The organism is Streptococcus sp. HF-2466, from assembly GCF_015594645.1.
GTDB lineage: Bacteria > Bacillota > Bacilli > Lactobacillales > Streptococcaceae > Streptococcus > Streptococcus anginosus.
Genome location: NZ_JADNQU010000001.1, coordinates 453,557 through 478,801, shown reverse-complemented (window position 1 = coordinate 478,801; position 25,245 = coordinate 453,557). Strand labels below are relative to the sequence as shown.

22 protein-coding genes and 1 pseudogene are annotated in these 25,245 nt (G+C 39.0%); 15 read left to right on the top strand and 8 right to left on the bottom strand.

Annotation, left to right across the window (positions count from 1 at the left end):
• The 7 genes from IYQ91_RS02340 (at position 1) to IYQ91_RS02310 (ending at position 9,228) form a co-directional block, all read left to right on the top strand.
• Positions 1 to 684 (top strand): O-methyltransferase, encoded by a 684-nt coding sequence (locus IYQ91_RS02340; protein WP_195672950.1) that lies wholly within the window; start codon positions 1 to 3, stop codon positions 682 to 684.
• Between the two features lie 106 nt (positions 685 to 790).
• The gene (gene prsA / locus IYQ91_RS02335; protein WP_195672949.1) at positions 791 to 1,729 is read left to right on the top strand and encodes a peptidylprolyl isomerase PrsA; all 939 of its coding nucleotides are present in this window, start codon (positions 791 to 793) and stop codon (positions 1,727 to 1,729) included.
• A gap of 137 nt (positions 1,730 to 1,866) precedes the next feature.
• Positions 1,867 to 2,436, top strand: coding sequence for an LURP-one-related/scramblase family protein (locus IYQ91_RS02330; protein ID WP_195672948.1), 570 nt, complete (start codon positions 1,867 to 1,869; stop codon positions 2,434 to 2,436).
• A gap of 54 nt (positions 2,437 to 2,490) precedes the next feature.
• Positions 2,491 to 5,109, top strand: a complete 2,619-nt coding sequence (alaS, locus tag IYQ91_RS02325) for an alanine--tRNA ligase (protein ID WP_195672947.1) — start codon at positions 2,491 to 2,493, stop codon at positions 5,107 to 5,109.
• A gap of 452 nt (positions 5,110 to 5,561) precedes the next feature.
• Positions 5,562 to 6,896 carry an SPFH domain-containing protein gene (locus IYQ91_RS02320; protein ID WP_037597404.1) on the top strand — a complete coding sequence of 445 codons (1,335 nt, stop codon included), beginning with the start codon at positions 5,562 to 5,564 and terminating at the stop codon, positions 6,894 to 6,896.
• A gap of 50 nt (positions 6,897 to 6,946) precedes the next feature.
• Positions 6,947 to 8,032, top strand: coding sequence for a hypothetical protein (locus tag IYQ91_RS02315; RefSeq protein ID WP_006270133.1), 1,086 nt, complete (start codon positions 6,947 to 6,949; stop codon positions 8,030 to 8,032).
• Between the two features lie 17 nt (positions 8,033 to 8,049).
• Positions 8,050 to 9,228 (top strand): TPM domain-containing protein, encoded by a 1,179-nt coding sequence (locus IYQ91_RS02310; RefSeq protein ID WP_003069847.1) that lies wholly within the window; start codon positions 8,050 to 8,052, stop codon positions 9,226 to 9,228.
• 91 nt (positions 9,229 to 9,319) lie between these two features.
• Here the strand turns inward: IYQ91_RS02310 and IYQ91_RS02305 are convergent, their stop codons facing one another.
• The 5 genes from IYQ91_RS02305 to IYQ91_RS02285 form a co-directional block, all read right to left on the bottom strand.
• A complete protein-coding gene (locus tag IYQ91_RS02305) occupies positions 9,320 to 9,724 on the bottom strand; it encodes an ABC transporter ATP-binding protein (protein WP_195672946.1) in 405 nt (134 codons plus the stop codon).
• A gap of 62 nt (positions 9,725 to 9,786) precedes the next feature.
• Positions 9,787 to 11,025: an aminoacyltransferase gene (locus IYQ91_RS02300; RefSeq protein WP_195672945.1), complete on the bottom strand. Its 1,239-nt coding sequence runs from the start codon at positions 11,023 to 11,025 to the stop codon at positions 9,787 to 9,789.
• A gap of 12 nt (positions 11,026 to 11,037) precedes the next feature.
• On the bottom strand, positions 11,038 to 12,252 hold the full coding sequence (locus tag IYQ91_RS02295; RefSeq protein ID WP_195672944.1) for an aminoacyltransferase: 1,215 nt from the start codon (positions 12,250 to 12,252) through the stop codon (positions 11,038 to 11,040).
• On the bottom strand, positions 12,252 to 13,061 hold the full coding sequence (gene yidA / locus IYQ91_RS02290) for a sugar-phosphatase (RefSeq protein WP_195672943.1): 810 nt from the start codon (positions 13,059 to 13,061) through the stop codon (positions 12,252 to 12,254). The genes IYQ91_RS02295 and yidA overlap by 1 nt, the downstream gene beginning before the upstream one ends.
• On the bottom strand, positions 13,051 to 14,370 hold the full coding sequence (locus IYQ91_RS02285) for an HD domain-containing protein (RefSeq protein WP_022526787.1): 1,320 nt from the start codon (positions 14,368 to 14,370) through the stop codon (positions 13,051 to 13,053). The genes yidA and IYQ91_RS02285 overlap by 11 nt, the downstream gene beginning before the upstream one ends.
• 208 nt (positions 14,371 to 14,578) lie before the next feature.
• On the opposite strand from IYQ91_RS02285, the gene IYQ91_RS02280 reads away from it, so the two are divergent.
• Complete coding sequence (locus tag IYQ91_RS02280; RefSeq protein WP_022526788.1) at positions 14,579 to 14,965, top strand: DUF1934 domain-containing protein; 387 nt, start codon at positions 14,579 to 14,581, stop codon at positions 14,963 to 14,965.
• Positions 14,966 to 15,336: 371 nt separating this feature from the next.
• A complete protein-coding gene (locus tag IYQ91_RS02275; RefSeq protein ID WP_126466618.1) occupies positions 15,337 to 18,030 on the top strand; it encodes a cation-translocating P-type ATPase in 2,694 nt (897 codons plus the stop codon).
• Between the two features lie 85 nt (positions 18,031 to 18,115).
• Here IYQ91_RS02275 and IYQ91_RS02270 read toward each other — a convergent pair whose 3' ends face one another.
• Entirely contained in the window at positions 18,116 to 18,406 is a 291-nt protein-coding gene (locus IYQ91_RS02270; RefSeq protein WP_126466619.1) for a hypothetical protein, read from the bottom strand.
• A 115-nt stretch (positions 18,407 to 18,521) separates the two neighbouring features.
• Between IYQ91_RS02270 and IYQ91_RS02265 the strand changes: the two genes are divergently transcribed.
• Both IYQ91_RS02265 and IYQ91_RS02260 read left to right on the top strand, forming a co-directional pair.
• Complete coding sequence (locus IYQ91_RS02265) at positions 18,522 to 18,923, top strand: winged helix-turn-helix transcriptional regulator (protein ID WP_126466620.1); 402 nt, start codon at positions 18,522 to 18,524, stop codon at positions 18,921 to 18,923.
• A gap of 1 nt (position 18,924) precedes the next feature.
• Positions 18,925 to 19,725, top strand: coding sequence for a DUF2785 domain-containing protein (locus IYQ91_RS02260; protein ID WP_229311595.1), 801 nt, complete (start codon positions 18,925 to 18,927; stop codon positions 19,723 to 19,725).
• On the opposite strand, the pseudogene IYQ91_RS02255 reads toward IYQ91_RS02260, so the two are convergent.
• Positions 19,722 to 20,503 (bottom strand): annotated as a pseudogene (locus tag IYQ91_RS02255) (metallophosphoesterase). The gene IYQ91_RS02260 and the pseudogene IYQ91_RS02255 overlap by 4 nt on opposite strands.
• Positions 20,504 to 20,689: 186 nt before the next feature.
• Here IYQ91_RS02255 and IYQ91_RS02250 point away from each other — a divergent pair.
• The 4 genes from IYQ91_RS02250 to ftsX all read left to right on the top strand — a co-directional run bounded on the left by IYQ91_RS02250 (position 20,690) and on the right by ftsX (position 24,509).
• On the top strand, positions 20,690 to 21,502 hold the full coding sequence (locus IYQ91_RS02250) for a Cof-type HAD-IIB family hydrolase (RefSeq protein WP_195672942.1): 813 nt from the start codon (positions 20,690 to 20,692) through the stop codon (positions 21,500 to 21,502).
• Positions 21,503 to 21,697: 195 nt separating this feature from the next.
• Positions 21,698 to 22,793, top strand: a protein-coding gene (prfB, locus tag IYQ91_RS02245) for a peptide chain release factor 2 (protein WP_195672941.1) whose coding sequence is annotated in 2 segments (ribosomal slippage) — positions 21,698 to 21,769 and positions 21,771 to 22,793 — 1,095 coding nt in all. Because the reading frame shifts where the segments join, the coding sequence is not laid out codon by codon here.
• 104 nt (positions 22,794 to 22,897) lie between these two features.
• Positions 22,898 to 23,590: a cell division ATP-binding protein FtsE gene (gene ftsE, locus IYQ91_RS02240; protein ID WP_003025346.1), complete on the top strand. Its 693-nt coding sequence runs from the start codon at positions 22,898 to 22,900 to the stop codon at positions 23,588 to 23,590.
• Positions 23,583 to 24,509, top strand: coding sequence for a permease-like cell division protein FtsX (ftsX, locus tag IYQ91_RS02235; RefSeq protein WP_003037328.1), 927 nt, complete (start codon positions 23,583 to 23,585; stop codon positions 24,507 to 24,509). The genes ftsE and ftsX overlap by 8 nt, the downstream gene beginning before the upstream one ends.
• Positions 24,510 to 24,601: 92 nt before the next feature.
• Here ftsX and IYQ91_RS02230 read toward each other — a convergent pair whose 3' ends face one another.
• Positions 24,602 to 25,237 carry an MBL fold metallo-hydrolase gene (locus tag IYQ91_RS02230; RefSeq protein ID WP_195672940.1) on the bottom strand — a complete coding sequence of 212 codons (636 nt, stop codon included), beginning with the start codon at positions 25,235 to 25,237 and terminating at the stop codon, positions 24,602 to 24,604.
• Positions 25,238 to 25,245: the final 8 nt, after the last annotated feature.

The window sequence follows — 25,245 nt, the reverse complement described above, 5'->3', positions numbered from 1 at the left end:
ATGGTTGAATCCTATAGTAAAAATGCCAATCACAATATGCGTCGTCCCGTTGTCAAAGAAGAAATCGTCGATTTTATGCGGACACGGCAAAAGCAAGTTTCGGGCTCCTTAAAAGAGCTCGAAACTTTTGCTCATGCAGAAAATATTCCCATTATTCCTCACGAAACAGTTGCCTATTTTCGTTTTCTGTTAGAAACTTTACAGCCACAGAAGATTTTGGAAATTGGGACAGCCATTGGTTTTTCAGCTCTTTTAATGGCAGAACATGCACCGCACGCACAAATCACAACGATTGATCGAAATCCAGAAATGATTGCTCTTGCCAAAGCGAACTTTTCCAAGTTTGATAAGCGCAGGCAAATTACATTGCTGGAAGGAGATGCAATGGATATTCTTCCTCATTTGAAAGATTGCTATGACTTTGTCTTTATGGACTCTGCTAAGTCCAAATACGTTGTCTTTCTGCCAGAAGTTCTGAAGCGTCTTGCTTCAGGAGGGATTATCATCATAGACGATGTTTTCCAGGGTGGTGATATAGCGAAAGACATTAAGGAAGTTCGCCGAGGTCAACGAACGATTTATCGAGGGCTGCATCAATTATTTGATAAAACACTGAATCAGCCTGAATTGACTGCAACTTTGTTGCCTCTTGGTGACGGCATTCTGATGATTAGAAAAAAATGAGAGATTTAATATTTTCCTAAATTTTCATAGTTTTTAGGAAAATTTAAGATATTAAATCTATTTTATGGTACAATAAGAAAGTGAATTAAATAAAGGAGTTTTCATAATGAAGAAAAAAATTCTAGCAGGAGCTATTACGCTTTTGTCAGTTGTAACATTAGCAGCATGCTCACAAGCTGGTGGTAAAGACATTATCACGATGAAGGGAAATACAATTACTGTCAGTGATTTTTATAATAAAGTAAAAAATAATGCAGCTGCTCAACAAGTACTTCTCAATATGACCATTCAAGAAGTTTTTGAAAAGAGTTATGGTAAGCATGTTACAGAAAAAGAAGTCACTGAAACGTTCAATAAGAGTAAGAGCACTTATGGAACTGCTTTTCAACAAGTATTGGTAAGAGCAGGATTGACGGAAGATACTTATCGTGAACAAATCAGAACCAATAAATTGGTCGAATATGCTGTCAAAAAAGCAGCTGAAAAAGAATTGACAGATGCAAATTATAAAAAAGCATACGAATCTTATACACCAGAAGTGACTGCTCAAATCATCAAAGTAGATAACCAAGACAAAGCAAAAGAAGTATTGGCAAAAGCAAAAGCCGAAGGTGCTGATTTCGGACAAATTGCCAAGGAAAATTCTACAGATAAGAAGACAAAAGATAAGGGTGGCGAAGTGAAGTTTGACTCAGCTTCAACAGATGTTCCAGATGCTGTTAAAAAGGCTGCTTTTGCTCTTGAAGCAAACGGTATTTCTGATGTTATCACCGTTAAATCATCAACTTATTCTTCAAGTTATTATATTGTGAAACTAAATAGTAAATCTGAAAAATCAGCAAACTGGAAAGACTACAAGAAACAACTGAAAAATGTTATCTTGACACAAAAACAAAATGATCGCACCTTTATTCAAAAAATTGTTGCCAAAGAATTACAAGCAGCCAATATTAAGGTGAAAGATCAAGCTTTCCAAAATCTGTTCTCACAATATGTCAAGTCAGATAGCAAATCAACATCTAGCTCGTCATCTTCATCAAAATAAGTTGACGAAAAGCTCATAAGTGAGTATAATAGGACTATTGAGAATTGATTTTTGACCTCTTAGCCCAGAGAATTGGCGGTGCTGCAAGCCATGTAAGAACGAAAATCATGCTACTCAAAGAAAAAATTGCATACATAATGAGAATGACAAGTTCATTGAATGAAGGTGGTACCGCGGTTTTTCGCCCTTCGTCTAGTGGACTTGTCTTTTTGCGAGGAACCGTTATGAAGACCTATCTTGTAAAACAAAAATTTCGCTTTGGTGGTGAGAAATTTGACATCAAAGATGATCGTGGGAACATTGATTATCAAGTGGAGGGGAGCTTTTTAAAAATTCCCAAAACTTTTACGATTTATGATGACAAGGGTGAAGTGGTCAGCCAAATTCAAAAGACTATGCTAACAGTCTTACCTCAATTTGAAATTCAATTGCGCAATGGTTCGAGTTTTTATATCCGTAAAAAATTCACTTTTTTACGAGATAAATATGAATTTGACAACTTAGGTCTGCGCATCGAGGGGAATATCTGGGATTTGGAATTTCGTCTGCTGGATGCGCAGGGACAAGTGATTGCAGAGATTTCAAAAGAACTCTTGCACCTGATGTCCACTTATCAAGTTGTAGTTTATGAAGATGCCTATGCGGATTTAGTGATTTCATTGTGTGTGGCTATTGACTATGTAGAAGCTCTTGAAAGTAGTTCTTAAAACTCACATGGGCAATAGAAAAATCAGTTAGAGAAATGTTTTAAGGAGAAGAAAATGAAACAATTATCAAGTGCTCAAGTACGCCAAATGTGGCTAGATTTTTGGGCCTCAAAAGGTCATGCTGTCGAACCGTCTGTTAGTCTAGTACCAGTCAATGACCCGACCCTACTCTGGATTAACTCTGGCGTAGCAACATTAAAGAAATATTTCGACGGGACCATTATTCCAGAAAATCCACGGATTACCAATGCGCAGAAAGCGATTCGGACGAATGACATTGAAAATGTCGGAAAAACAGCACGTCATCATACCATGTTTGAAATGCTGGGGAATTTTTCTATTGGTGATTATTTCCGTGATGAAGCGATTGAATGGGCTTTTGAGCTCCTGACTAGTCCTGAGTGGTTTGATTTTCCAAAAGACAAGCTCTACATGACTTACTATCCAGATGATCATGATTCTTATAATCGTTGGATTTCAGTTGGTGTCGATCCAAGTCATTTGATTCCAATTGAAGACAATTTCTGGGAAATTGGTGCAGGACCTTCTGGACCAGATACAGAAATCTTCTTTGACCGTGGGGAAGTATTTGACCCTGAACATCAAGGAATTCGTTTGCTTGCAGAAGATATTGAAAATGATCGTTATATTGAAATTTGGAATATTGTTTTGTCCCAATTCAATGCTGATCCAGCTGTTCCAAGAAGTGAATACAAGGAGCTGCCTCACAAAAATATTGATACGGGTGCAGGTCTAGAGCGTCTTGTAGCTGTTATTCAAGGGGCAAAAACTAATTTTGAAACAGACCTCTTTATGCCGATTATTCGTGAAGTAGAGAAGTTATCCGGTAAGACTTACAATCCAGACGGTGACAATATGAGCTTCAAGGTCATTGCAGACCATATCCGCTCTCTGTCATTTGCTATTGGCGATGGTGCGCTTCCAGGAAATGAAGGACGTGGTTATGTTTTGCGTCGCTTGCTCCGTCGTGCTTCTATGCATGGTCAAAAATTAGGAATCAATGAGCCTTTCCTTTACAAACTTGTTCCAACTGTCGGAAAAATTATGGAAAGCTATTATCCAGAAGTGCTTGAAAAGCAAGATTTTATCGAAAAAATCATCAAAAGTGAAGAAGAGTCCTTTGCTCGCACGCTTCATTCCGGTCAACACTTTGCACAAAGCATTGTAGAAGAGTTAAAGGAAAAAGGACAGTCTGTTATTTCAGGAACGGATGTCTTTAAACTGTATGATACCTATGGTTTCCCAGTAGAATTGACCGAAGAAATTGCCGAAGAAGCTGGTATGACAGTAGACCGCAAAGGCTTTGAAGCTGCTATGAAAGAGCAGCAAGAACGCGCACGGGCTAGTGTTGTTAAAGGTGGATCTATGGGCATGCAAAATGAAACCTTGCAAAACATTACAGCTGAAAGCCACTTTAACTATGAAAAAGAGGCTTTATCTGCGAAGTTGGTTGCGATTGTGGCAGATGATAAAGAAGTAGAAGAAGTGACTTCTGGTAAGGCTTACCTCGTTTTTGCAGAAACGCCATTTTATGCTGAAATGGGCGGACAAGTAGCAGACCACGGACAAATCTTGGACCTTGCAGGCAATCTCGTTGCACAAGTCGTAGATGTTCAAAAAGCGCCGAATGGACAACCGCTCCATACGGTAGAAGTGGTAGCACCACTCGCATTAAACCAAGAGTATAAGCTTGAAATTGACCACAATCGTCGTCACCGTGTTATGAAGAATCACACAGCAACACACTTGCTTCATGCGGCTCTTCACAATGTTTTAGGTAAACACGCAACGCAAGCAGGCTCTCTCAATGAAGTAGAATTTCTTCGCTTTGACTTCACTCATTTCCAAGCAGTTACAGCAGAAGAACTACGTCGTATTGAGCAAGAAGTCAATGAAAAAATCTGGGAAGCGATTGACATCAAAACGATTGAAACAGACATTGATACGGCTAAAGAAATGGGAGCAATGGCTCTCTTTGGTGAAAAATACGGTAAAGAAGTTCGTGTGGTGACAATTGGAGATTATTCTATTGAGCTGTGTGGTGGTACTCACATGAAGAATACTTCTGAAATTGGTCTTTTTAAGATTGTCAAAGAAGAAGGAATTGGCTCAGGAACTCGTCGCATTCTTGCGGTAACCAGCAAAGAAGCATTTGAAGCGTATCGTCAGGAAGAAGATGCTTTGAAAGCTATTGCAACGACATTGAAAGTCCCACAAATGAAAGAAGTATCACGTAAGGTTGAAGCCTTGCAAGAACAACTTCGTCAATTGCAAAAAGAAAATGCTGAGCTGAAAGAAAAAGCAGCTGCCGCTGCTTCAGGTGAAGTCTTCAAGAATGTTCAGGAAGCTAATGGACACAGCTTTATTGCCAGCAAAGTTTCTGTATCTGATGCAGGTGCTCTACGCACTTTTGCAGACACTTGGAAACAAAAAGACTATTCAGACGTTCTTGTACTTGTGGCAGCCATTGGTGAGAAAGTGAATGTTCTTGTGGCTAGCAAAACAAAAGATATTCACGCTGGCAATCTAATCAAGGAACTTGCTCCAATCGTAGCTGGTCGTGGTGGTGGTAAACCAGATATGGCTATGGCTGGAGGAAGCAACCAAGCAGCTATTCAAGAATTACTTACAGCTGTTCCTGAAAAATTGTAATGTCATATTACTTTAAGCGAGATAGATCTGTGCTTGTCTCTACAAAGATTTCAAAAAATGAAATCTAAGAGAGTTGCATAAAAATCATACAAAAAACGAACAGTTTCGATATTCTGTTAGTCAGAACATCGGAATTATTCGTTTTTTTATTTGTACTGTTAGGTTGTGGTGTTTTATAAAGATTTTTTGACTGAAAAAGATAGTTATTCCAATTTCCTTACGATTCACTTATATTTTTGATAGTTACAATTTTATAAAAATATGGTACAATAGTTTTGAAGATAAAACGCTTTCATACAGCTAATTATGTTGCGATAAAAAGACAAATATTGCCAGTTAGCGTATGATTTTTTGTAAAAACTCACAAATTTATGACAAAGGAGATGATGTCGTTCAGTAGTACAGTTTAAGGTAACGGAAACATGCTTTTTAAAGAGAGAAAGGAGATTCTTATGGGACTCATTAAAGCAGGAATTGGTGCCGTAGGCGGCGTATTGGCTGACCAATGGAAAGAATTCTTTTACTGTGATGCCATGGACAAGTCCGTCATGGTGGTCAAAGGACAAAAGCAAGTATCTGGACGTTCATCTAATACGAAGGGCAGCGACAACATTATTTCGAATGGTTCTGGAATTGCTGTTGCAGACGGTCAGTGTATGATGATTGTTGAGCAGGGAAAAATTGTCGAAGTTTGTGCTGAGCCCGGTCAATTCACTTACGACACCTCTAGCGAGCCGAGCATTTTTACAGGTAATTTAGGTGATTCCATTAAGGAGACCTTCAAACAAATCGGAAAACGGTTCACTTATGGTGGTGATACAGGCAAAGATCAGCGTGTTTATTATTTCAATACAAAAGAGCTGATTGATAATAAGTTTGGCACACCAAATCCGATTCCGTTTCGTGTAGTGGACTCAAAAATCGGCTTAGATGTGGATGTTTCTGTCCGTTGCTCTGGTGTTTATTCTTATAAGATTGCAGACCCACTTCTTTTCTATACCAATGTCTGTGGCAATGTCGAAAAAGAATATTTACGTGAAGAGTTAGAATCACAACTGAAAACAGAATTTATCAGTGCTCTTCAACCAGCATTCGCTACATTGTCTGATTTAGAATTGCGACCAAATCAAATTGTTAGCCATAATACAGAACTCGAAAATGCTATGAATGAAGCACTCTCTAGCAAATGGGGCGAGCTTCGTGGTTTGAAAGTCATCAGTGTAGCTCTTGGTTCAGTAACTCTTCCAGACGAAGATGCTGAAATGATTAAGCAGGCTCAACGTGTGGCTATTATGAAGGACCCAACCATGGCAGCGGCTACCTTAGTCGGTGCACAGGCAGATGCTATGAAAGCAGCGGCTGAAAATCCAGGAGGTGCTATGACTGGCTTTATGGGAGTAGGAATGGCAGCAGGCGCAGGCGGTATGAATGCCCAAAATCTTTTTGCTATGGGACAAGAGCAGGCCGCTAGTCAGCAAACGCAAACAGCGAGTGCAACCTCTCAAACTCAAACTACTGCAGATAAATGGACTTGTCCAAATGGGCATGAAGCATCCGGCAAGTTCTGTCCAGAATGCGGTTCACCAAAACCTGTGAGTGACAGCTGGACTTGTACTTGTGGGACTGTCAATAATGGTAAATACTGTTCAAACTGTGGTCAACCGAAACCAGAAACCCGCCGTCAATATCGTTGTAGCAATTGTGGCTGGCAACCAGAAGATGCTTATAATCCACCTAAATTCTGCCCTGAATGTGGCAATGTATTTGATGAAAATGACCTTGTTTAAAAGCTTTTCTAACTATCTCATAGTTCGATGACAGTAGAAAGGAGGTCATCATGGCTGATTTACAAGAATATAAATGTCCAAATTGTGGCGGTGCTCTTGAATTTAATAGTTCAATCCAGAAAATGAAGTGTCCTTATTGTGATTCCGAATTGGATATGTCAAGTTTGAAGGAATTGGATGAACAATTAAAAACCCAGACTGATGAAAATATGACCTGGAGTACGCAGGCTGGTGGTGAATGGGATACAGGCGAGATTGATCAGCTATCAGTTTATGTCTGTAAATCTTGTGGTGGTGAAATTGTTGCTGACGAGTCAACAGCAGCCACTTCGTGTCCATTCTGCGATAATCCTGTTGTTATGATGGGACGCTTTGCTGGTGATTTAAAGCCAGATTATGTGATTCCATTCAAATTAGATAAAAAGGCAGCAAAGGCGAATCTGAACAAGCATCTCATGGGGAAACGTCTCTTGCCAAAAGTTTTTAAAGACCAAAATCATATTGATGAAGTAAAGGGGGTTTATGTTCCGTTCTGGCTTTTTGACACAGAAGCAGATGCGGATGTTCATTATAAAGCAAGCAGGATTAGAACATGGAGTGATAGTGAGTATGACTATACCGAAACAAGCTATTTTTCAGTTATTCGTTCCGGTCAGTTAGCGTTTGAACATATCCCAGTAGACGGTTCAAGTAAATTGGATGATCAATTAATGGAATCCATTGAACCCTTTGATTTTTCAGAAGCTGTTGATTTTCAGACAGCTTACCTAGCAGGATACCTAGCAGATAAATATGATGTCGGAGCCGAGGAGAGCATTACTCATGCTAACAGCCGTGTCAAGCAAAGCACGGAGGAAGCCTTTGAAGATACAGTTACGGGGTTTTCTGCCGTTACCCCAGAATCTTCGAATATTCGCTTGATAAATGGTTCAACTAAGTATGTTCTCTATCCAGTTTGGCTCTTAAATACGACTTGGAGGGGCAAAAAGTTTGTCTTTGCGATGAATGGTCAGACTGGTAAATTCGTCGGAGATTTGCCCTTAGACAAGCAAGCTTATAGACGTTGGCTAATTGGACTGGGCGTGGCGGCAAGTTTAGTTAGTTATGCGGCTGTATGGATGATTCACTTACTGTAAGAAGGGAGGATGAGATTATGTTGAAGAAATTCATAACATTACTGACAACTCTTCTTCTCTCCTTTCTCATGATTGGGACTGTCTGTGCAGAAGAAACCAGCTATATTCGTGATGAAGTCTCAGCCTTTTCAAGCAAGGAAATAACAGAGATTAACAAAGCGGCTAAAGCTATTGAAGAACAATATCATTTGAAAGTTTACTTTTTAGCAGCAAAATCAGTAGGTGAAGATGGTATTTTGTCTTATGCTGAAAAGGTTTATCAAGAATCTGCAGGCACAGCTGAAGGTATTCTCCTTGCTGTTGATAAAGAAAAAAATGAATGGATCCTATATTATGCCGGAAACGCTAAAGAAAAGCTAGGAGCAAAGAGTGACGACATACTTTGGAAAGCTTTTGAGAGTGGGAAAAATATTTATAGCGGTGTTCGGTATTATCTCAATAAAGTAACCAAATTGCTCAATGCATCGGCCAATCCATTACTGGTAGATGAAGCGGACTTGCTGAAGCCGAATCAAGAAAAAGTCTTACTAGCAAAGCTCCAAGACATTAGTCAGCGCCAAAAATGCGATGTTGTTGTCGTGACCGTTAAGAGTCTGGAAGGAAAAAGTGCTCAAGACTTCGCAGATGACTACTTCGACTACAATGGCTACGGTCAAGGAAAAAATCATGATGGGGTGCTTTTCTTAATCAGTATGGCAGAACGGAAGTGGCATATTTCAACGACAGGCTACGGCATCACTGCTTTTACCGATGCTGGCTTAGACTACCTATCAAAGCAGTTCTTGCCTGATTTAAAAGATGGTGACTACAATGCTGCTTTTACAACCTACGCTGAGCAGTGTGATGAATTCCTCACTCAAGCACGAAAAGGGCAGCCTTATGATGTAAAAAATCTCCCTAAGGAGCCTTTAAGTTGGTACTGGATTCCTGGAGCATTGGCTATTGGCTTTGGTATTGCCTTTCTCATCGTAACAGGAATGAAAGGTCAGCTCAAATCTGTCTATCATCAAACCGGAGCCACTGATTACATCAAGAAAAATAGTCTCCAGATTACTAATGCTCAAGAATTCTTCCTCTACTCAAATGTAGATAAGAAAGCAAAACCGGAGCCTAGCAGCTCCAGTGATTCTGGGGGTAGTAGCACACATACATCTTCATCAGACAGAAGTCACGGGGGCAGTGGCGGAAGTTTTTAGATGGATAATAGTGGAAGTTAAAAAAGGTCAGGATATTTATACTGGCCTTTTTATTACACTTCATTTTACAACAGGGCAAATTTTAAAATTTTTAAACGATGTTGTCCACAATAATTTTATTTTTAGGGAAATTCAACGAGGAATGGTAAAAGCTATCAATTTGCTTTACATCATTTTCCAAGTCAGAAAGAATATCTTCATTTGCCAGTTGATTTTCATACAAAAAAGTAGCAAACATCTTTCCTTTTATATTTGCATTGAAATCTGCAATGACTTTTGCATAGAAATAGCGTTTGCCTGCTAAACCTAAGACAATCAGCATATTTCCAAGAATTCCCAACATCAAGATTTGCCAGAGAATTTTTAAATTTTTCGTTTGAAAACTATCAATAATCATCCGAACGAGCGTTGGGTTTAAAACTGACTCAATCCATGTCAGCACGATAAACAGAAAGTAAATCGCTAGTAGTTTTTTTGAAATAAATCGTTTCAGCATATTTGATAAGTCCTATCTAAAATACGAATATTTAAAAACTCTCAAAAAGCTGTTTGAGAGTTTTAAGCGCGCCGTAGCAGTTTTTTAATCAAACTGAGAATTTTAAATTTAAGTGGTTGTGGATAATAGCGGAAGGTGCCCATTTTGCGAACAATGTAGCCATTGAAATTTTGCTTGAAACGGAGCACACCGTCTGAGCCATCGAAAATTCCTGTAATACCAAGAAAATTGTAAAAGGGAATATGTCGCTTGATAGCTTCTTTCATGACATATTCTTGGAGAAGCGCTGGGGCATAAAATTTGTTAAATTCAGGATAGGAACCACTAAAGAGGTAGGTCGCTTCTTGTGGTGTATAGAGGAAGAGGCTGCCAGCAAGCACTTGGTCTTCCATTCCATATTTATCTATCAATTCTTGTGCTTCGGCCTTACGTGTTTCAAAGCTTTCAAATTGGCTAGATAATTCACGCAGTTGATTGTGCTTTTTCTCCGACTGAGGATTTTTTTCTAAATCCGCTTCTAATTTTTGAATTTTTTGTCTGAGTTTTTTTTGATCATTTTGCAGATGTTGCAGATAATCTTGAAAATTAAGCGTTGCAATCATAAAGTCTGCTTGATTGCCAAAAGCATCGTAGAAATCTTGGTAATAATCCAAAGGTTTGTCACTATATTCACGGCGCTCGGAAGTGGCAGAAGTGATTTCCTTGAAAATATTTAATTCATCTCGCTTCAATTTTTTTAATTGAATGCCGAAAGTATTCGCCTTTTTGACGGTTGATTTGCCATTTTTGCTGAAGGATTTGATGAGGTCTTTTTCGGTAAGACCTGCCAGATCTTTGACATAGTGCCAGTCAGGTTCTCCACCGGGATAGCCAGTCTGTAAACCATCAAATTCATAACCTAAGTCTGTCAAATCTTTTATCAATTCTGTTTTTTCGGGCGAAGTAGGTTGACCATTGCTGTCAAATGTTTGATAAGTTTCATAAGGTTTGACAATTAGCTCTAAAGCACCATTTTCTTTGGCGTAGGTCTTGAGTTCACGGTAAAAAGCTTGCAGGTCTTGAGGATTTGTTGAAACAGGGCCACAATTTATTTCCATGTGAAGTCCACCTGTCATGGGCATACTGTAGAGCACAGCTGAAACAGTCACTTCGTCATGCTCATTTGTGTATCCTACATATTGACAAGTAAAGCCACGTTTTGATAAGAGCTTCTCCATTTCTACCGTCTGCATAAAAGAACGTTGAGCGCAAGAAGCGCTGTGTTTTACAAATTCTTCCTGACGAAGTTGTTTGAGTGTCATGCGATTCCTTTCTTAGTGTTTGCTGCGGTATTTCTTTCTCAAAGTATAAGCAAAGTTCGAGAGATGATAGAGAGGATTAGTTGGGAGGTTAAATTCACCGACAAACTCTTCAATGGTTGGATTGAACTTGGACTTAAAGTGATAAAGTCCGCCGTCTAAATCATTTTCAACACCACCCATGTTTTGCCAGTTCGCCCCACGGTCAAAGGCGTGCTTTGCTGTTTCATACCAAGTGAGGAGAGCTGGCTGGTAGCGGCGGTATTCTTCATCCATTCCAGCATAGATATTTTCAGAAGTGGCACCATATTCGAGAACCAAGGTTCCAGATAAAGGCACGGTTGTGGCACCTTGAGCAATTTTTTCTGCCAAGAAATCTATTTCTTCTTGCAGTCGTTTTTGTTCTTGCTTATTGTTTTCAATTTTACCGGGCTTGGTTTTTTCAGTGAACTTGCTGGCTTCTTTTTCAGCCTTGGATTTTTGTACTTGGAGATTTTCTAGACGCTCGTTTAAATTAATACTTGCAAGTGTGATATAGGACTGCTCAGGGTAAGTATCCAGCAGTTTTTGATAATAATCTTGACCACGCAGATGGATACTTTTTCGATTTTCTGTTTTTTTCATCAAAGCAGAGAAATCGTCCAAAAGCTCTGAACCACCAAATTGGACTTGAATACCTTTGTTGCGAGCAGTGCGAATAGCTTGTCGTGTGCTTTTCGATAAAAGTTCTTCACTGAAATTATCCTTGTAAATATTTGCTTGAAAGCGTGGCTGAATGGTTTCATCCAATAATTCAGTGCGTCCAAGCCAGATAGCACCTGCTTTTTGCAAGTTGTTAATCAAATCAAGAGTTTTTGGATTGTCCTGTCGTTCTTCCCCACTTTGATTTTGAACTAAGAAAAGACTAGGATCAAACTTGATAAAAAGAGCTTTTTTAGTTTTGGCAAATTTTTTTAAAGAAGTCAGAACAAAGTGTAGCAATTCCTGATCTTGATAGTCCATAATAGGGCCACGCGGAATATAAAGCATGGTCATACTGAGCGGCAGTGGCTTGATGAGAATGCTAGCCGAGGCTACTAATTGATTATTTTTGTAAAAACCAATTCGTTCATTGTCCCAGTTATCTTTAACCTTTGCCCAAGAAGCGCTTTGAAGTAAGTTGGTTTGAGAACTTTGCTTAACAAAATCATCGTGTTCTTGAGCAGAGATTCCGATTTTATAAGTGTACATTAGTTTAAAACCCACTCTCTAATAGCGTATGCAACGCCTGATTCGTCATTTGATTTGGTAATGTATTTGGCGATTTTTTTCAGTTCATCAGTCCCATTTTCCATTACAACAGGATTTCCCACGACTTCTAGCATAGAACGATCATTTTCTTCGTCACCAATCGCCATAGTCTCCTCTTTTGTCAATCCTAATTTTTCTGCTAGATGCACGACTGCAGCTCCTTTGTTGACAGTTTTGTTGACAATTTCTAAGTAAAAAGGTGCAGATTTTACGAGTGTGTATTTATCGTACAATTCTTTAGGAAGTTTCGTGATTGCTTGATCCAAAATTTCTGGTTCGTCAATATACATGATTTTAACGATTTCTTTATCTATCATTTCCTCTGGAGTGCGGTAGTAGACTGGCATATTAACTAACCCAGCTTCGTAAACAGTATATTTTCCAATGTTACGGTTAGCAGTATAAATGCCGTCCTTGGTGATAGCGTGCATATGAACTCCTAGCTTGCGGCTGAGGCATTCGATGTCCAGATAATCCTCATAAGACAGGGGTTCTTTGATATATTCCTCCCCTGTTACTGTATCTTGCACCAGCCCGCCATTGAAGGTAATGACATAGTCGCCTGGCTCATTTAGGTGTAATTCTTCGAGTAAATTTCTCACTCCTGGAATAGGGCGTCCGGTTGCAATGACAATCTTTACTCCAGCAGCTTTCGCATCTTGTACAGCACTGAAAACCTCAGGTGTGACTTCTCTTTTATTGTTCAATAAGGTTCCGTCAATATCAACGGCAACTAGTTTAATACTCATGTTCGTGTGCTTCTCCATATATAAATTGGTCGTTTTTGATATACGACAAGAAAGTTTTACTATTTTCACTAAAAAGTCCAGCTTCTTTCAGCATTTCTTTTGGGAAATAGAAACGGTTGTCGCCGTGCCTTGTGCCTGCTAATGTTTCGACGATAGGGGATAAAGTGGACAACTCCGCGAGACTGCCATCCTTTTGGATAATTTCAATCTGAGTGCGTGGTTTTTCGACATCTGGACGATAAAAATCATAAGGTAGATCAAAATTGCGGTGAATAGCGGTATAGTAGTCAGGATCAAAACCGACTTCTGCAACCAAATCCCGCATAACATTCAGATTTTTTTCATTTTCCTTTGAAAAAATAATGGATTTAAAGACTTTGCGGTTGATGAAACGCTGTGCCAAGTCAGACAAAATCGTATCAGGGCTTGTCATCCAGACCTGAAAATAAGTATTCATCACGCCGTCATCCAGTGCTAAATAATCTTTCAAGGTCACTCGCTTTTCAAAGAAAGGAATGAGGTTGGGAGAAGAGAGTGCAAAATAGTCTTTCTGCTTTTCGTAGAGAAATTTAGCTCGCTTGAGCAAGTTTTGCAAGAGCACTTCCATTGCCCGACTAGCAGGATGAAAATAAACCTGCATATACATCTGGTACCGACTGACGACATAGTCTTCCACGGCATGCATGCCGTTGCGCTTAAAAGCAATGCCATTTTCAACAGGACAAATAACGCGCAAAATCCGTGTTAAATCAAATTGTCCATAAGAAGCGCCTGTATAGTAGGAGTCTCGCAAGAGATAATCCATGCGATCGACATCAATCTGACTGGAAATAAGTTGCACCACCTGTTTGTTTGGATAGGTGTGGTTGATAACGCTGGCTACTTTTTCCGGAAAATCAGGCGAAACTTGAACCAGAACTTTGTTAATCTCTGTTTCAGGGTTTGTGATAATCTGGCGTGTAATTTCCTCGTGGTCGGTATCAAAGAGACGCTCGAAAGTATGTGAATAAGCGCCGTGACCGACATCGTGCAAGAGGGCTGTTGCCATGACAAGTAAGCTTTCATGACAATCCCAAACCTCTGGATATTTTTCGTCAAAGATTTTTGTAATTCGTCTTGAAATTTCATATGCTCCGAGGCAATGCGAAAAACGGCTGTGCTCGCCTCCGTGAAAAGTATAGCCGGAAGTTCCTAACTGTTTAATGCGGCGCAGTCGTTGAAATTCTTTGGTGTTTATTAAATCATAGATGACTTGGTGATCCACATGAATGTAATTGTGGACGGGATCACGAAATACTTTTTCAATCATGGCTCTATTATACCACATCTCGTCTAGCAGTCCAAATAACAAAGTAATCTATAACCTCTGAAAATAGCGATTCAAACTTGCTGTTTTAATTCAAAAATTCTCCCATTCAGAGCTATGGTAAAATAAAAGTATAAGAAAAAATGGGAGAAATATTTTTGATTTTCTGCTAAAATGAAAAAAGAAATAGGAAGACGAGGAAATTTGAAGAGTGAAAATTAGAATCCAAAATCGAATTCAAATGGATGAGCAAGTGGAACAAATTGACCAAAGTTACGATGTAGATTGGACTCAAAAGGGCGCTTATCATTATTTATTGTTTAAAAATGAAGAAGGAGAGAAGGTTGTGCTGAAGTTTCATGATGAAGAACTAGTCATGACACGCTTCTCCACCCCTAAATCCTTGATGCGATTTATCAAAGGAGGAGAAGCTTTGGTTGGCATTCCCACACCAATAGGCATGCAGCAATTTATCACGAAAACAAGCCATTACCAAGTTGATTTGAAAAAGCAGATAATTGAACTTCATTATCAATTGAGAATGCCTGATGGCGAACGAACTTTTGCGGATTATCAAATGGAAATTTCGTGGAGGTAGAAGATATGAAAAGAATCCTTCCTAGTTTAGTGATGACGGCTATTTTCATTCTCAGCAGATTTATTTGGTTTTTTATAACAAGACAAAGCTTAATATGTTCTTTGACCTAACAGGGACACTTGTCATAGCGATTATTTTATTTATTGCGTCTTATTCTTTGTTGGGTAAAATAGATAGAAATTGAACTTTTTTTGCTTGAAAAAATTGAAGAATTTGATATAATAAAAACACTCAAGGGAGTAGCTAGCGGGATATCCGTTACAAGGTCGTCAATACGAAAGCAATTTCCGGCCTTGTATGAAACAGCGAGACTTGTTGCAATAAACAGGTCTCTTTTTGTTTGTCAAAAAGGGATCAAAGGAGGAAATATTTTGTCAAAAGAACAAAAACGCCAAGCGTTTTATACGCAAGGTTCGGAGGAAGTTTTAAAAAATTTAGAAACTTCTGAGCAAGGTTTATCAAGCAATGAAGCCGCTAAGCGTTTAGATGAATACGGACGCAATGAACTGGATGAGGGAGAGAAAAAATCCCTTCTGATGAAATTCGTTGAGCAATTTAAGGATTTGATGATTCTTATTTTGCTGATTGCGGCTATTCTTTCGGTTGTGACTTCAGGTGGTGAAGATATTGCAGATGCGATTATTATCCTAGCTGTGGTCATTATTAATGCCATTTTTGGAGTTTACCAAGAAGGTAAGGCAGAAGAAGCAATTGAAGCACTCAAATCTATGTCTAGCCCAGCTGCGCGTGCGCTGCGTGACGGGCATGTGACAGAAGTAGACTCAAAAGAATTGGTCCCTGGAGACATCGTTATGCTGGAAGCAGGTGATGTGGTACCTGCTGACATGCGTCTTTTAGAAGCAAATTCTTTAAAAATTGAAGAAGCGGCTCTGACTGGCGAATCCGTTCCAGTTGAAAAACATCTGACTGTTGATGTAGCTGCTGATGCAGGTATTGGCGACCGTATCAATATGGCATTCCAAAATTCAAACGTTACGTATGGACGGGGAATGGGTGTCGTTGTCAATACAGGTATGTTTACAGAAGTCGGTCATATTGCTGGTATGCTCCAAAACGCTGATGAAACAGATACTCCACTCAAGCAAAATCTAAATGGTCTGTCAAAAGTGCTCACCTATGCGATTTTAATTATTGCAGCTATCACTTTTGTGGTTGGTGTATTCGTTCAAGGAAAAGACCCGCTGGGCGAATTGATGACATCAGTCGCACTTGCTGTGGCAGCAATTCCAGAAGGACTTCCTGCTATTGTGACCATTGTCTTGGCACTTGGCACACAAGTTTTGGCGAAGAGAAATTCTATTGTTAGAAAGCTTCCTGCAGTTGAAACGCTTGGCTCTACTGAAATTATTGCTTCTGATAAGACGGGTACCTTGACCATGAACAAGATGACGGTTGAAAAAGTCTTTTATGACGGCAGTTTGCATGAAGCAAAACAAGATATTGACCTCGGACTTGACTTGCCATTGTTACGCTCGGTTGTCCTTGCTAATGATACTAAAATCGATCAAGATGGAAAACTCATTGGAGATCCAACGGAAACAGCTTTTGTTCAGTATGCACTTGATAAAGGGTATGATGTCAAAGCTTTCTTAGAGAAATATCCTCGTGTCGCAGAATTGCCATTCGATTCTGAACGTAAGCTCATGTCAACCATTCATCCTTTGCCAGATGGTAAATTTTTGGTGGCTGTAAAAGGTGCGCCAGATCAACTTTTAAAACGTTGTGTGGCTCGTGACAAGGCAGGCGATATTGCGCCGATTGATGAAGCAACGACTCAGTTAATTAAGGAAAATAATTCAGGTATGGCTCATCAGGCCTTGCGTGTTTTAGCTGGTGCCTATAAAATTATTGATGAAATTCCAGAAAACTTAACATCTGAAAATCTTGAAAATGATTTAATATTCACAGGTATGATTGGGATGATTGACCCTGAACGACCAGAAGCTGCTGAAGCTGTTCGAGTGGCTAAAGAAGCGGGTATCCGTCCGATTATGATTACGGGGGATCACCAAGACACAGCGGAGGCTATTGCTAAACGCCTTGGAATTATCAATGATGATAGTAAAGACCATGTCATGACTGGTGCTGAGCTTAACGAATTGTCAGACGAAGAGTTTGAAAAAGTTGTTGGTCAATATTCTGTCTATGCGCGTGTATCTCCTGAGCATAAGGTGCGAATTGTCAAAGCATGGCAACATCAAGGCAAGGTTGTTGCTATGACAGGTGACGGTGTCAATGATGCACCAGCCTTGAAGACAGCCGACATCGGTATCGGAATGGGGATTACAGGGACAGAAGTTTCGAAAGGTGCTTCTGACATGATTCTGGCTGATGATAATTTTGCAACGATTATCGTGGCTGTTGAGGAAGGACGGAAAGTCTTCTCTAACATTCAAAAGACCATTCAATATTTGCTTTCAGCCAATACAGCAGAAGTGTTGACGATTTTCCTTGCAACTCTTTTTGGCTGGGATGTGCTGCAGCCGGTTCATCTTCTCTGGATTAACCTTGTGACAGATACTTTCCCAGCTATTGCACTAGGGGTTGAGTCAGCTGAGCCGGGTGTGATGACGCATAAACCGCGTGGTCGTAAGTCTAGCTTTTTCTCAGGTGGTGTCATGAGTTCGATTATTTATCAAGGGCTTTTGCAAGGTGCTTTGGTACTCGGTGTTTATGCTTATGCTTTGATGAATCCAGTTCATGTTGGTGACATGAGAGCTATTCATGCGGATGCGTTGACCATGTCCTTTGCAACGCTTGGACTAATCCAGCTTTTCCATGCCTTTAATGTAAAATCTGTTTATCAATCACTTCTAACAGTTGGGCCATTCAAATCTAAAACTTTCAACTGGTCTATTCTTGTTTCATTCATTTTATTGGCTTCTACCATTTTGGTTGAGCCACTAGAAGGAATTTTCCATGTAACAAAATTAGACCTCTCACAATGGGCAGCCGTTCTCATTGGAAGTTTCTCCATGATTATCATCGTGGAAATTGTTAAATTTGTTCAACGTAAATTAGGAATGGATAAAAATGCCATTTAAGACAGAAAAGTCATCTTTGGGTGGCTTTTTTAATTGTCAAACTATAATAAAAAATTGCCGTGAATACGACAATTTTAAGTCCTTATTACAAGCCATAAATACGAACATCTGGATCTTGTTTCCAAAGTGGTTGAAGTCCAACAAAAACATCATTTTTGAACATATCACTTTGTAGATAATTTTGAGCGTGCTCAACAGAGTCAAAACCATGTAAAACTTGCACATCTTCTGTGCGAATAAGTAAGTTCTTGCTCACAGCCCCTTCGATAGTATCTAGAAATGGCTTGCGATAGTCATTATAAACTTTCGCTACGGCAGGACGACTTTCATCCGGAATATCTAGAGTGATTTGTAAATATGCTTTAACCTGAGACATAGTATTAAGTCTCCTTTCCTTTCCTTTTATTTGAATTTATTATAAAATAGTGCTATTTTAAATGCAATACGTTACCAAATTAGTGAGTAACTAACTATTTTGTGAGGAGGCAGATATGTATCAACGAAAAATTGAAAGAGAACTCCGCTGTCCATTAGAATATGGGTTAGATATTTTTGGAGGAAAATGGAATTCGCGCATTATTTGTATTCTTTTTATCAAAGGCTCATTGCGCTATAATGAGCTAAAAGCAGAAATGCTAGATATTACAGATACTGTTCTCTCTAGAACTTTGAAAGAATTGATGCAAAATAATATGGTAGAAAGACGACAATATAATGAAATCCCTATGCGCGTTACTTATCAGTTGATAGAAAAAGCAGAGTCTGTGATACCAATTTTTGAAACGATATGTCAATGGTCAAAAAAGTATTTAGCGCCTGATGATATTAATAATAGTATTTGTGGACAGTTTCTTAAACAGGATGGTGAGTTTTTCATCTTAGCCGAGGAATAAAATGGTAAGAATAAAAGATAGGTTACAGCAGAGGTTACTTGATAATCAAGTGCATTATGAAAGAGAAGAAATTCTTTGGATGTTAGATTATATCGGTCATCCTGATTATAAAATACGAGATGAGTTAATTTTTGTTTCTCTAGCTAGAGCCATACAAGAACAACTATTTACAAAGGATCAGTTTGATTTTGTAGTGATTGAGGCTCTAAAACGACAGGGACTCTTGTATAAAAAAGAAGAGGTTGGTCAAGCGACTCTGACTCGATCTTTTACGGCTTTATTATTCGCTAATTTGCTACATGCGGATGCTAAGAAAAATTCACTTTATTTTAAAAGACTTTCTAGTCAGCAAAGAATGGCTCTATTTGAACAAGGAATGTCTTATTTGCTGTATGAAAATGATAGGACTGGCTATTCTGAAGAATATGGTTGGGTGCATGCCTTTGCTCATGGTGCAGATCTTTTAGTTGAGATTATTTGTCACCCAGATTTTCCTATAACACGAGTAAATGAAGTTCTACAAGTATTAGAAAAGATTTTTAAAAGAGTGAATTGGCGCTTTATCAGTGATGAGGACTGGCGTTTGGCACGAGTCATCTATCAGGCTGTTTTAAATGATAGACTCTCACAAACCAGAGTTGCAGCTTGGTTAACTTCACTTGACTTTCCACTAGAAAACTCAACAGACTTCTTACAATTTTCTAATGCTCGTTCGTGCTTGTTAGAAGTTTATCTTCAGTTAGACAAAGAAAAAGCTCTCTCAGACGAGCTAAGAGAAGCTATTCAGTTGTTTTCGTACTAAATATCAAAAATGATAAGGGCATCTTCTAGTTCTTTTCGGAGGTGCTTTTTCTTATATGATTGGAAAAGAGATAAGTCTTTTACTGCATTATAGCGTTTGTGGAGACGGTACATTTGAGGGATTTTGTATTGAGGATAATCTTCAAAAAATTGCTGAGTCAACTGCCATTCGCGGATGTAACCAAGAGGTCTTGTATGATAGCAGACACCGTCAATCATTCGAGCGGAGTGGCGGTGGTGAAGATGACCAAAGACAACATCTTTCACACCATATTTGACAAAGAGATTATGAAAGGATTGACTACCCAGAAAAGCATTAAAGCGCTGAAAATAAGGGTGATTGTAAAGAAAATCTTTGTGAGGAACAAAATGCATAGCTAGGATAATAGGATCATTCAGAGAAGCTAAAATTTTTTCAAGTTGTTCCAAGCTATGCTGCGTAAGTGCAGGATCATCTGTATCGCGGTTCAATCGCCTATCAAACCAGAAAAATTGCTTGATCCGTTTGTGTTCTTCAAATGTTTTTTCAGGAACAAATCCATAGTCATACCAACCTGCTAGGCTAATAAACTGAGTCTGCCCAAATGATTGTATGTTGAAATCGTGCTGTTGAATCTCATCTTCAGTCATTCCTAGCATGTCATGATTGCCTAAATTGTAAGAAGCGGAGAAGGACTTTTTGAGCTTTTGTAAAAAGGCAAACTAATGTGCTCAAAATCATTAGACAGATCCCCTGCGAAATGAATATGATCAACCTTTCTTGCTGCTAATAGTTCCATTAAAATAGTGATTTCTTAATCAGTAAATTGGTTTGAAACCAAATGAAGATCACTCGTAAATGCTAAATTTGTCATGCTCCTAGTGTAGCATATTTGAGGTAAAATGAAAGAAATAAATTTTTCGTCAAAAATCATAGGAAAGTTTAAGTCTTTTGGTGTAAAATAGAAGCAAGAGGAGGTCTACGAATGATAAAATTAGTAGCATTTGACATGGACGGTACATTTCTGCACTCAGACAATACCTACGATGTGAAGCGCTTTGAGAAAATTTATCGAGCATTGCAAGAAAAAGATATAAAAGTGGTCGTCATTTCAGGCAATCAATATGCCCAACTGGCTTCATTTTTTCCAAAATATCAGGATGAGTTAATTATTGTTTCAGAAAATGGAGCACTAATTTTTGAGGGAGAGAAGCTATTACGAGAAGAAAAAATCGCTAGAACAGAGATTGGAAAGGTTTTAGACGTGCTTATGTTAGAAGGATTAGAAAATGCGACAACTCTTTGTGGGCTTCATTCTGCTTATTTGATCAAGTCAGCACCCAAACAGTACAAAGAAGAAATTGCAATTTATTACCATGCATTGAAAGAAATCCCTAATTTTCAGGATTTACCAGAAGATGATTTTGTCAAGTTAGCTTTATTGGTGCCAGAAGAAAAAACAGATCAACTCCTTGAAAAGCTAAATCAAGTTACTGGTCAACTCGTTCAGGCAGTTTCAAGTGGACATGGTTCGATTGATATCATCCAAAGAGGTGTTCATAAAGGCTCTGCTCTTGAATTACTTAGTCAGCATTTTGGTATTGCACCACAGGAGATGATGGCTTTTGGGGACGGTGGAAATGACCTAGAAATGCTAGCTTATGTGGGTCACAGCTATGCGATGGCAAATGCTTCTGAAAAGGTCAAGAAAACAGCAAAGTATCAAGCACCAAGCAATCAAGAATCAGGCGTTTTAGAAATTCTCGAGCGAAAGGTTGTAAAGAAGGGACTATCATGAATATCATTTTGACGTATCTAACCTCTTAATATTTTTAGCCAGATGGCAATCTATCTAACAATCATGTAACAAAGAACGAAATTTCTTGATTCAGAATTAGAAATTTTATACAATAACTATTATTGGACTCTGTCAGAAATTAGAAAAAAATACTGACTTGTGATATAATAAAACGATATGTGAAAAGAGGTAAGTATGGATATTTCAGAAATTCGTCAAAAAATTGACGCAAATCGTGAAAAATTAGCTTCTTTCAGGGGGTCTCTTTGACTTAGAAGGTCTGGAAGAAGAAATTGCAATCTTAGAAAATAAGATGACAGAACCTGATTTTTGGGATGATAATATTGCAGCACAAAAAACATCTCAAGAATTAAATGAACTTAAGCAAACCTATGATAACTTCCAGCAAATGACTGATTTATTTGACGAATCAGAGATTTTGCTTGATTTTCTAGCGGAGGATGATTCTGTACAGGAAGAGTTGGAAGAAAAATTAGCAGAGTTGGAAACAAAAATGACCAGCTATGAAATGACACTCCTCTTGTCGGAACCTTATGATAATAACAATGCTATCCTTGAAATTCATCCAGGCTCTGGTGGAACAGAAGCTCAAGACTGGGGGGATATGTTGCTGCGGATGTATACACGCTTTGGCAATGCTCATGGTTTCAAGGTTGAAGTATTGGACTATCAAGCGGGAGATGAAGCGGGAATTAAGTCTGTTACCTTGTCTTTTGAGGGTCCTCATGCCTATGGTTTGTTGAAGTCTGAAATGGGAGTTCATCGCTTGGTGCGCATTTCGCCATTTGACTCAGCTAAGCGTCGTCACACTTCTTTTACTTCAGTGGAAGTCATGCCGGAGTTGGATGACACGATTGAAATTGAGGTGCGAGACGAAGACATCAAGATGGATACTTTCCGTTCCGGTGGTGCCGGCGGGCAAAATGTTAATAAAGTTTCGACAGGGGTGCGTTTGACGCACATACCGACAGGAATTGTGACACAATCCACTGTTGACCGCACACAATATGGAAACCGTGATCGGGCAATGAAATTGCTTCAAGCGAAACTCTACCAAATGGAGCAAGAAAAAAAAGCAGCTGAAGTGGATTCCTTAAAGGGAGACAAAAAAGAAATTTCTTGGGGAAGTCAAATCCGCTCTTATGTCTTTACGCCCTATACCATGGTGAAGGATCATCGAACTGGTTATGAAGTAGCCCAAGTTGATAAAGTCATGGACGGAGATATTGATGGCTTCATCGATGCCTACTTGAAATGGCGGTTAAACTAAATATTAAATTTACGAGAGTGGTGCAGACAACCGTAATTGCAATGCAATCATAGTTTCCTCTCCCACTCCCTAAACTATCTTACGAAAGGAACTCTTAACAATAAATGTCAATTATTGAAATGAGAGATGTTGTCAAAAAGTATGACAACGGGACAACAGCCCTGCGTGGTGTGTCCATTGAAGTAGAGCCAGGAGAATTCACCTATATTGTAGGTCCTTCTGGAGCAGGGAAATCAACTTTTATTCGATTATTGTATCGTGAAGTGAAAGTTGATAAGGGAAGTCTGCAAGTTGCTGGCTTTAATCTTGCTAAGATTAAAAAACGCGATATTCCAATGCTACGTCGGAATGTTGGTGTCGTTTTCCAAGACTATAAGTTGCTACCCAAAAAGACAGTTTATGAAAATATCGCCTACGCTATGGAAGTTATTGGAGAACGCCGTCGGAATATCAAAAAGCGCGTTATGGAAGTGTTGGATTTGGTTGGTTTAAAACACAAAGTCCGTTCATTTCCAAATGAACTCTCAGGTGGGGAGCAGCAGCGGATTGCCATTGCTCGTGCGATTGTGAACAATCCTAAAGTTTTGATTGCCGATGAACCGACGGGGAATTTGGATCCAGATAATTCGTGGGAAATCATGAATCTACTGGAGCGAATTAACCTGCAAGGGACGACTGTTCTAATGGCGACCCACAATAGCCAAATTGTAAATACTTTGCGTCACCGCGTTATTGCCATCGAAAATGGTCGTGTGGTGCGTGATGAAGCAAAAGGAGAGTACGGATACGATGAATAGTAGATTTTTAAGTCACCTGCTTGAATCGCTCAAAAGTTTGAAGCGAAATGGTTGGATGACAGTTGCTGCAGTCAGCTCCGTGATGATTACACTAGGGTTAGTCGCAATCTTTGTGTCAGTCATTTTAAACACAGCGAAGCTAGCAACAGATATTGAAAATAATGTGCGGGTTATGGTCTATATGCGACCAGATACAGCGGACAATGAAGAGACCATTACAAAAGAAGGTCAAACAGTTAAAAATGAGGACTACCATAAGGTATATGATGCCCTCAACAAAATGTCAAATGTGAAATCAGTAACATTTTCTAGCAAGCAAGAACAATTAAAGAAACTAACAGAAGTCATGGGTAAAGATTGGAAACTCTTTGAAGGAGATGCCAATCCCCTACATGACGCTTATATTGTCGATACAACTGACCCCAAATACGTTACCTCTGTCGCAAACAATGCGAAGAAAGTAGAAGGGGTTTCTGAAGTAGAATACGGTGGAGCCAATACAAAACGTATTTTTGCGTTAGCTAATTTTATCCGTACATGGGGAATTGTAGGAGCGCTTCTCTTAGTCTTTATTGCTGTTTTCTTGATTTCAAATACTATTCGGATTACGATTATTTCACGCAGTCGTGAAATTCAAATCATGCGTCTGGTGGGAGCAAAAAACAGTTACATTCGAGGTCCGTTCTTGTTAGAAGGAGCTTGGATTGGCTTGCTTGGGGCAGTTGTTCCAGCTGGCTTGGTCTATTTTATTTACGAAATGGCCTATAAGTCATTTAATCCATCTCTTGCTAGTCAAAATCTTTCAATGATTGTACCCAAAACCTTTATTCCATTGATGATTTCCTTCCTTTTTGTCGTAGGAATTATCATCGGAGCATTTGGCTCGGTTCTCTCAATGAGACGATTCTTGAAAATTTAAAAAAGAAGTGATAATAAAAACCCTATTGAACCCTGACCCGAAAGTTAGACAGAAAAATCTAACTTTCGAGATGCAGTTCATTTAGGGCTTTTTTAATGCAAAAATGGATTAAACATTTTTTCATGAACAATGGTGGTTTGAGGACCATGACCAGGGTAAACATCATAATCAGGCAAGGCCAGCAACTCGTTTTTGATGCTAGAAATGAGTTGTTCTATATTTCCAGTATAGAGGTCCGTTCGACCAATTGATTCGCAGAATAAAGCATCGCCAGTTAAAACAAAGTGCTCGTTAGGAAAGATGATTGAGACACCACCGATTGAATGTCCTGGTGTTGGTACGGCGTAAAAATAAAAATCATCTAGACTGTAAGGACTATGATAGTCAAAAAAGACATTGGCAGGCTGGAGAATGATGTTATCAATATCTTGGTGGCGAGCTAGTCCAGATAGATTATACTCCGGAGTGTAAAGCCAAGTTGCTTCACTTTCAGCGACATAGACAGGTGGATGTCCAAAATGTTGACGAACTAAATCAACACTCATAATATGATCGTAATGAGTATGGGTCAGCAAAATAGCTGTAATTGGCTTATTGATTTCTTGGATTTTTGCTGCAATTTTATCCCAGTCACTACCTGGATCAACTACGATGAGGTGATGCTCATTTTCTAAATAATAAGTATTTTCGTATGCTTGAGCGTTTAAAGTTTTATGAATCGTTATCATGAGAACTC

Coding starts and splice junctions, on each gene's coding strand:
- IYQ91_RS02230 (WP_195672940.1), bottom strand. CDS start 25,237: ATGATAACGATTCATAAAACTTTAAACGCTCAAGCATACGAAAATACT.
- IYQ91_RS02320 (WP_037597404.1), top strand. CDS start 5,562: ATGGGACTCATTAAAGCAGGAATTGGTGCCGTAGGCGGCGTATTGGCT.
- IYQ91_RS02340 (WP_195672950.1), top strand. CDS start 1: ATGGTTGAATCCTATAGTAAAAATGCCAATCACAATATGCGTCGTCCC.
- IYQ91_RS02310 (WP_003069847.1), top strand. CDS start 8,050: ATGTTGAAGAAATTCATAACATTACTGACAACTCTTCTTCTCTCCTTT.
- IYQ91_RS02250 (WP_195672942.1), top strand. CDS start 20,690: ATGATAAAATTAGTAGCATTTGACATGGACGGTACATTTCTGCACTCA.
- IYQ91_RS02265 (WP_126466620.1), top strand. CDS start 18,522: ATGTATCAACGAAAAATTGAAAGAGAACTCCGCTGTCCATTAGAATAT.
- IYQ91_RS02330 (WP_195672948.1), top strand. CDS start 1,867: ATGAGAATGACAAGTTCATTGAATGAAGGTGGTACCGCGGTTTTTCGC.
- IYQ91_RS02270 (WP_126466619.1), bottom strand. CDS start 18,406: ATGTCTCAGGTTAAAGCATATTTACAAATCACTCTAGATATTCCGGAT.
- ftsE (WP_003025346.1), top strand. CDS start 22,898: ATGTCAATTATTGAAATGAGAGATGTTGTCAAAAAGTATGACAACGGG.
- IYQ91_RS02285 (WP_022526787.1), bottom strand. CDS start 14,370: ATGATTGAAAAAGTATTTCGTGATCCCGTCCACAATTACATTCATGTG.
- IYQ91_RS02305 (WP_195672946.1), bottom strand. CDS start 9,724: ATGCTGAAACGATTTATTTCAAAAAAACTACTAGCGATTTACTTTCTG.
- yidA (WP_195672943.1), bottom strand. CDS start 13,061: ATGAGTATTAAACTAGTTGCCGTTGATATTGACGGAACCTTATTGAAC.
- IYQ91_RS02295 (WP_195672944.1), bottom strand. CDS start 12,252: ATGTACACTTATAAAATCGGAATCTCTGCTCAAGAACACGATGATTTT.
- prsA (WP_195672949.1), top strand. CDS start 791: ATGAAGAAAAAAATTCTAGCAGGAGCTATTACGCTTTTGTCAGTTGTA.
- IYQ91_RS02260 (WP_229311595.1), top strand. CDS start 18,925: ATGGTAAGAATAAAAGATAGGTTACAGCAGAGGTTACTTGATAATCAA.
- alaS (WP_195672947.1), top strand. CDS start 2,491: ATGAAACAATTATCAAGTGCTCAAGTACGCCAAATGTGGCTAGATTTT.
- IYQ91_RS02315 (WP_006270133.1), top strand. CDS start 6,947: ATGGCTGATTTACAAGAATATAAATGTCCAAATTGTGGCGGTGCTCTT.
- IYQ91_RS02300 (WP_195672945.1), bottom strand. CDS start 11,025: ATGACACTCAAACAACTTCGTCAGGAAGAATTTGTAAAACACAGCGCT.
- ftsX (WP_003037328.1), top strand. CDS start 23,583: ATGAATAGTAGATTTTTAAGTCACCTGCTTGAATCGCTCAAAAGTTTG.